Source organism: Paenochrobactrum gallinarii, from assembly GCF_014205685.1.
In the GTDB taxonomy this organism is placed as follows: Bacteria; Pseudomonadota; Alphaproteobacteria; order Rhizobiales; family Rhizobiaceae; genus Paenochrobactrum; species Paenochrobactrum gallinarii.
Genome location: NZ_JACIIU010000044.1, coordinates 1 through 6724, shown reverse-complemented (window position 1 = coordinate 6724; position 6724 = coordinate 1). Strand labels below are relative to the sequence as shown.

Genomic DNA, 6724 nt, shown 5'->3' with positions numbered 1-6724 from the left:
CCTTTGAACTCGACCATCAGCTGCTCCCGCCTCACTCAATTATACGCACAGGTAGTGATATAGCTCAGCAGAAGTGAAAAATTTGCGACATAACCCTCCTCCTATTATCAGGATTGAAATCCTAGCTTTTAGTTGTGCGCATATCAGCCAGCAGCCCTTGAGATGCTTTGAGCATTAACCCCAGCTCCACTGCTCCAGCGACAAAATTATAACCCCAGTCCAGATAGCGCTTTGCAAGTTCACCATTGGTCGCCAAAATACCAGATGCTTTGCCACAAGCATAAATACGCCCGGCAGTTTTTGCTAGCACGTCTTGAACCTCAGGGGCGGTTGCCTGTCCAAGAAAGCCCATTGATGCAGAAAGATCCGACGGTCCGATAAATATGCCGTCCACGCCCGGTATGGCAGCGATTTCTTCCAAGCGATCAAGTGCTGCCATGGTTTCAAGCTGCACAAGAATACAAACCTCTTGATCTGCAACTTGAAAATGATCAGGAGCTAGCCCAAAACGGCTGGCACGAGTTCCACCGGCCACTCCCCGAACACCGTGCGGAGGATAGCGCGAAGCTTCGACAGCAGCAGCGGCCTCTGCTGCAGTTTCTACGAATGGGATCAACAAAGTCTGCGCACCCATATCAAGCGCACGCTTGATCAGCACCTTATCATTCCATGCTGGCCGGACGACCGCATGAGCATTGCCAACGGCTGCTGCCTGTAGCAAAGGTTGAACCGAAGCCAGATCAATCGCTGCATGTTCGGTGTCAAACAACAGCCAGTCAAAACCTACAAGCGACAGCGCTTCTGACGCAACCGGACTAGCCATTGAAAGCCATAATCCATGCAGCGCTTCACCGCGCAGCAGTCGTTTTTTGAAATCATTTCGCGGAGCGGAAATACTCATAGAAACCTCATACGAATTGAACAGCGACTGAACCGAGTGGCCCAAAATCTGCGTGAAGCGTATCGCCCTTGGCTGCCCAAACCGGACGAGTGAAACTGCCTGATAAAATCATTTGTCCCGGCTCAAGGCCATCGCCGAACTGCGCTAACTTATTAGCAAGCCAGGCAATCGCCATGGCAGGGTGCCCAAGCACACCTGCTGCAAGTCCTGTTTCCTCAATATCCGAGTTACGGTAAAATATTGCACCTGCCCAGCGCAGATCCACATCATCGGGTCGCATCGGGCGCCCACCTAATACAAGTCCTGCCGCCGCACCATTATCGGCGACAGTGTCAAAAATTTTACGTGGCTCTGTAACCCGAGCATCAATAATTTCAATCGAGGGAACAATCCACTCCGTGGCGCGCAATACATCAACAAGACCAATATTCGGCCCAACGAGACGGTCTTTCAAAATAAAGGTCAGTTCCGGTTCAACACGCGGGACGCAAAAACTGTCAAACGGTACTTTCGCGCCATCGGCTAGCAGCAAATCATCGAACATATAACCATAATCAGGCTCATCAATTTTAGACGAAGCCTGCATCGCTCTCGACGTTAGGCCAACTTTATGGCCAATCACCCTAGCGCCTGCCTTAACTTTAGCGTCCGCTACCGCTGAAGAAATCGCGTAGCTATCTTCGATTTTGATATGTGGAAACATTTCAGACGGACGTTTGCCCTGCACTTTTGTCCGATGACTTTCCAGCAGGTTTGCAACGCAGGTTGCGCGTTCATCTTCAGTGAGCATATTTTAATTCCTCCCCATTTTTTTTAACAATCAAACCGCATAATGTTGCAGTACATATTTAGCCACCTGAACCCGAAGCACCTCAGACGGACCTTCAGTGATGCGCATAGCGCGTTGGTCACGCCAGAATTGCTCAATGGGCAAGTCGGGTGTCAGCCCAAGGGCGCCGTGGATTTGCATACAGCGATCTGCGACGCGGAAACTCATCTCATCGCCATAAATCTTGCACATATACGCCTGATGCCGAATGTCTTGACCATCGTCTAAGCCTTGCGCGGCCGCACGCATCATTAACCGTGTGGCATGTAACTCGATGAAGGAATCTGCCAACATTTGCTGCACCATCTGCCGCTCGGACAGTGGAACCCCAAAGGTTTGACGCTGTCGGGCATGGATCGCTGCAAGTTCAAGGCAGCGTTCGGCAACACCACAAGCTCTTGCCGCATGACGAATTCGCCCCAGTGTGATCCAGCTTTGCGCCAACGCAAAACCACGACCTTCGCCACCAACAAGATTTTCAACGGGAACTAAAACATCATCAAAATTAATTTCATGTGTTTGCTCACCCATCATAGTCTGTTGAGGTCGACTTAATGTGACACCGGCTGTTGCCATATCCACCAGCAGACAAGATATCCCTTTAGCACCCGTGCCCGGCGTGGTTGAGACGATCACTTGGGCAAAATCAGCACGAACTGCATCAGTAATGAAATGCTTTGATCCATTCAGCCGATAAAAATCGCCTTCGCGGATAGCTTTCGTTTTAATTCCGGCAGGATCGGCGCCCGCAGCTGGTTCCGTCTGAGCAAAACAAGTCCTCTTTTCCCCACGCAGTACCGGATAAAGATAGCGATCAGCAAGATCACCATTCAGACCAAGCAATATTGGCCCAACCATCGGACCAAAAACAGTTTGGTCACGCGGCGGTAAAGCCGTTGTACGGCTGATTTCTTCCCAGAACACAGTCAGCGCGAGAGCCCCGAGTTCCTGTCCCCCATATTTTTCAGGAACCTCAAGCATCCAGATGCCTGCGTCTTGCGCTTTTTGCGATATCAACGCGTGCATTTGATCAGTCACACGACCATCCACCATGGTTTGGCCTTCATGAGGGATCAATTCACGGTCAACAAACCGACGTAGAGTTTCCCGGAAAAGGTTCAGTTCTTCAGGAAGTTGAAAATCCATGTTTCCTCCATAAATCAAATACGGCTAAGTCCCCGAATGCATTTCTGGTAACAGCTCTCTTTTTAAGTGTTTTGGTTCTCACTGACTTTCGCACTGGCAGCTACCATCTTGAGTATTTCCTCGGTATGTTCTCCCAGAACCGGAGGAGGTGTGCCTTCTAAGCGCAAACCATCAAACAATACCGGGCGATGAATACAGCGCACCCGACCCATTTCCGGATGCTCAACCTCATAAAAGCTGTTGCTAGCTGTTATTTCAAGATCTGAAACCACCTCATCAATCCGGTGAACCGGCGCATGGGGCACATCTGCCTTCACCAGCCTTTCAATCCACTCATCACGGGGGCGTTGCAAGAACACCTCAGCAAGAAGCTTGTTCAGCAATTCGATATTTTCAATGCGCTTCATGCGGCTGGAGAAAAGCGGGTTTTCAAGCAGATCCGGCCGTTCAATCGCTTCAGTCAGGTTGACCCAAAACTTTTCTGGTGAGGATAATTGAATACCAACAATTCTTCCATCAGCACAGACCATGACATAGGCTTGTGAATATGCCGCGCGCGTGCGCGTTTCCATAACCACACCCTGTTGATCCTGACTAGCAAAAACATCGGGCATGAAAGACATGGTTGCCTCGATCATATTAACATCGACGCGCCGTCCTTTTCCAGTATTTTGCCGTTCATAAAGCGCACCAAGAATACCGTAACTTGCATAGAGTCCTGCAAGTTGATCCGAGATGGTTGGCCCGCGTACTGCCGGATTTTCAGGATCAATCATTAGGTCGAGCAGGCCGCTCATCGCCTGCCCGATTGTATCGAAGGCTGGTTTATCCCGGTTCGGCCCGTTGCGCGCAAATCCAGAGATTGCACAATAAACGAGGCGTGGGTTTGCCTCCTTCAGACACTCATAATCCAGGCCAGCGCGCTCCATGACGCCGGGGCGAAAATTCTCAATCAGAACATCCGCATCACGAACCAGATTCATTATTGCATCTCGCCCGCCCTCAGACTTCAGATCAATGACCACACTACGTTTATTACGGTTATAACCCACAAAATTAGGGCTGTATTTCCCTGTACCGAATGAGCGGAAAGGATCCCCCTCCGGCGGCTCGACCTTGATGACATCCGCACCAAGATCAGCCAACAACAATGAAGCAAAGGGGGCGGTGATGAAACTGCCCAGTTCAATAACTTTCAGCCCGCCCAACACATTCATGATCAGGACTCTTCGCGCTGATATTCACCCATGCCAGGGCGATAGGTTTTGTCGTCGAGAAACTGTTTCATCGCTTCTGCACGACCGGATTCCGTATCCATGAAACGCATTTCGCGCTCTTTGGCCAACAGATAATCGGCAGCCTGATCGACGCTCATACCCCGTACCAATCGCAGGCTTTCTTTAATGGTTCGCAAAGTTTGTGGATTTTTACGTGCCAGAGTTTCAGCCAGTTCAACCGTTGCAGCACGTAAATCAACAGCTGGGACAGACTTATTTATGAGCTTGATTTCTGCAGCCTTTTTGCCGTCAAAAGAATCTCCAGTCATCGAATACCAAACGGCGTCCCGATAAGACAGACCATCGACAATCACCTTGCCGACCAGACCACCAGGCAAAATCCCCCAATTTACTTCCGACAAACCAAATTGCGCTTCATCAGCTGCTATTGCAAAATCGCAAGCAAAAAGTTGAACAAATGCACCACCAAAGCAATAGCCATTGACCATGGCAATTGTCGGTTTCGGGAAAGAGCTGAGCAGCGTCCAGCGCCATTCGTGATTTGCCAATCGAGCAAGATGGCGCTCTTTAGGCTTATCATCCAGCTCGCGGAAGAACAGTTTGATATCTTGTCCTGCACACCAGCTTTCACCTGCACCGGTCAGAACCAGCACTTTCGTTTCTTCATCTTCAGCTAATTCTTTGAGCACCTCGACCATCTCAAAATGTAGCTGCGGGCTCATGGCATTGCGTTTTTCAGGACGATTAAGGATAACAAATGTAATGCCGCCCTGCCGTTCAACTTTTACAGCCTGCAATTTATCAAAGTCCATTTTTCCCTCCGTTTTGATTTTATTTTGATTATTCATATTGATAGTCCTCCACCACCATCATTTAATCTATAGTACAGACTATTGTTCTTTATGATTTAATCAAGCGCAATCCGATAATTTTTGCATTCAGACATGAATGCTATCATCAAGCGTACTTGGTATGAAAACATCCTCGGCCGTCATAAGACGAACCGCTAGCCCTTGCTCGTAGGAGTAACGAAACATCAAATCCAATGTTTTGGCATTGGCTTCAACACCATAAGTCCAAAAATTCCGTCCCATCACCTTTTCCGTCTGCTCCAGATCGGCTCCAAGCCACGGAAGCATCGTTTTAAGGGCTGCGACTTCGCGTAAATCCTGCTCGGCAATATCCCGTGCGGCAGCAAAAGCTTTATACAAACTAACCGGCAACCACGGATGGCGTTCGACAAGAGTTTTGCGCAGCCCCAGCGCATGCATAATCGGGAAAACACCGCACCGTCGGTAATAATCCATTTCAGCGCGTTTATAATCTGGAAATAGCCGACCGATACTCGGCGAATGAACTGAAAAACATGAAGGAGCGCGGGCACTGAAAATCGCGTCAAGTTCTCCATCCTCAAGCATTTTCGATAGCGAGCGACCAGCAGGTGCAGCCTCCAGCGGAAAACTATCAGGCAGATTTAATGGGAACTTTTCGCGTCGCCCCGGAACTTCCAGTCCACCTTGGATCCAAGTCATTTCATCAGGCCTGACGCCGTGATCATCTTGTATCATCCCTCGCGCCCAGAGCGCAGCGGACATCTGATATTCAGGCACACCTACACGTTTACCGCGCAGATCCTCCGGACGAAGAATGCCGCGGTCTTTACGAATATAGATTGCCGAATGGCGAAACATCCGAGACAGAAAAACCGGAATTGCTTCATATTCCATCGCTCCGCGCGAGCGCCCGATTAGAAAGGGTGAAAATCCAAGTTCCGTGACATCAAACTCACCGTGAAGATAGGCCCGTTGAAAACATTCTTCGACGGTCATCGGGAGATAGGTAATCTCACATCCCTCCACTTTCACGCGACCGTCGATAAGCGGCCGGACACGATCATAATCCCAGGTGGCAATAGAGAGTTGAACTTTAGCCATAATAATATTCCAGTATGTCTCGAAAAGTGAAGTTAAGCTAGGATTGCACTCACCAGTTTTATTGGTCCTTACTGTGCCATCCCGGTAAAGTGACTGATAACAACGCCGTAATTGCGCCGAGACCAAAGCCGGCAAAAATCAGGATGCCGAGAACGGCTACACTGATCCTGATCGAGGACATAACATCCCCATAGGCATGCGCATCCATTGCTTCAGAAAGCGCGCACCAGCTGATAACAGCCAGTAATATGCCCGATAAAGAGCGCCAGAAACGATCGGCGCTCAGCCGAAGTTTGGTCGGCATCCAAGCCGAAAGCGGGTCTACTTTGACATGAACGCCATCCCACTCAGCCATCGGCACAGCAAAAGAGCCTGCTAAAACCATGGAAATTAAAACAATGTCGATCGTGCCATAGACAAAAGTCATGCCAATCATCCGGCCGACCACATCGATCAAGGTAAAGACGATGGCGAACATGTATCCGACAGATCCGACCAGTGCGAACACCTGATTAAGGCGGTTCAAAATCTTTAACATGTCATGCTCCCCTCATTTGAGAGGGCAGATAGGTCGCGATCTCAGAGGCTGACTCATAAAGAATTCATTTTTATCATGATCTTGCGATGCGCCTTGTGAGCATGCGGATATTTGCGATATAAATCCACGCCTCAGCAG

7 protein-coding genes are annotated in these 6724 nt (G+C 49.5%); all 7 read right to left on the bottom strand.

Annotated elements, in window-relative coordinates; all coding sequences use genetic code 11:
• Window positions 1–121: 121 nt before the first annotated feature.
• A complete protein-coding gene (locus tag FHS77_RS15350; RefSeq protein WP_210307167.1) occupies window positions 122–901 on the bottom strand; it encodes an HpcH/HpaI aldolase family protein in 780 nt (259 codons plus the stop codon).
• 7 nt (window positions 902–908) lie between these two features.
• Window positions 909–1691 (bottom strand): FAA hydrolase family protein, encoded by a 783-nt coding sequence (locus tag FHS77_RS15345; RefSeq protein ID WP_184224801.1) that lies wholly within the window; start codon window positions 1689–1691, stop codon window positions 909–911.
• 30 nt (window positions 1692–1721) lie between these two features.
• Complete coding sequence (locus FHS77_RS15340) at window positions 1722–2876, bottom strand: acyl-CoA dehydrogenase family protein (protein WP_184224800.1); 1155 nt, start codon at window positions 2874–2876, stop codon at window positions 1722–1724.
• Between the two features lie 62 nt (window positions 2877–2938).
• The gene (locus tag FHS77_RS15335; RefSeq protein WP_246431379.1) at window positions 2939–4093 is read right to left on the bottom strand and encodes a CaiB/BaiF CoA transferase family protein; all 1155 of its coding nucleotides are present in this window, start codon (window positions 4091–4093) and stop codon (window positions 2939–2941) included.
• Window positions 4094–4095: 2 nt separating this feature from the next.
• Window positions 4096–4926 (bottom strand): p-hydroxycinnamoyl CoA hydratase/lyase, encoded by an 831-nt coding sequence (locus tag FHS77_RS15330; RefSeq protein WP_184224799.1) that lies wholly within the window; start codon window positions 4924–4926, stop codon window positions 4096–4098.
• A 126-nt stretch (window positions 4927–5052) separates the two neighbouring features.
• Window positions 5053–6048 carry an ABC transporter substrate-binding protein gene (locus tag FHS77_RS15325; RefSeq protein WP_184224798.1) on the bottom strand — a complete coding sequence of 332 codons (996 nt, stop codon included), beginning with the start codon at window positions 6046–6048 and terminating at the stop codon, window positions 5053–5055.
• Between the two features lie 58 nt (window positions 6049–6106).
• A complete protein-coding gene (locus FHS77_RS15320) occupies window positions 6107–6586 on the bottom strand; it encodes a TRAP transporter small permease (protein WP_184224797.1) in 480 nt (159 codons plus the stop codon).
• Window positions 6587–6724: the final 138 nt, after the last annotated feature.